Origin of the sequence: Bradyrhizobium viridifuturi (genome assembly GCF_001238275.1) — a bacterium.
GTDB lineage: Bacteria > Pseudomonadota > Alphaproteobacteria > Rhizobiales > Xanthobacteraceae > Bradyrhizobium > Bradyrhizobium viridifuturi.
On the sequence record NZ_LGTB01000152.1, the window covers coordinates 1 to 233 of the forward strand.

Annotated in this window: 1 protein-coding gene; it reads left to right on the forward strand. The window is 78.5% G+C overall.

All coding sequences use genetic code 11. The features are described 5' to 3' along the window. Positions 1–233, forward strand: a 233-nt coding sequence (locus ALC15_RS45745; RefSeq protein WP_210168636.1) for a hypothetical protein, incomplete at both ends; no start/stop codon positions are given.

Sequence of the window (233 nt, forward strand, 5' to 3'; positions counted from 1 at the left end):
CCCACGGCGAACGCGCCGGCCGCGCCCGCGACCGCCGGCAAGCCCGGGAGGCAGCAACCGCTCTCGCATGCCGCAACCGCGCCGACCGCCAACGTGAAGCCGACAACGGCGCCAGCGCCGGCGAGCCGCGCGACACCGGCACGGACGACGCCGGCTATGCGTTCGGCACCCGCGCATGCCGCGGTGTCGCCGCCGCCGGTTTCTCGGCCTGCGCCGGTACGGGCCGCGCCTCC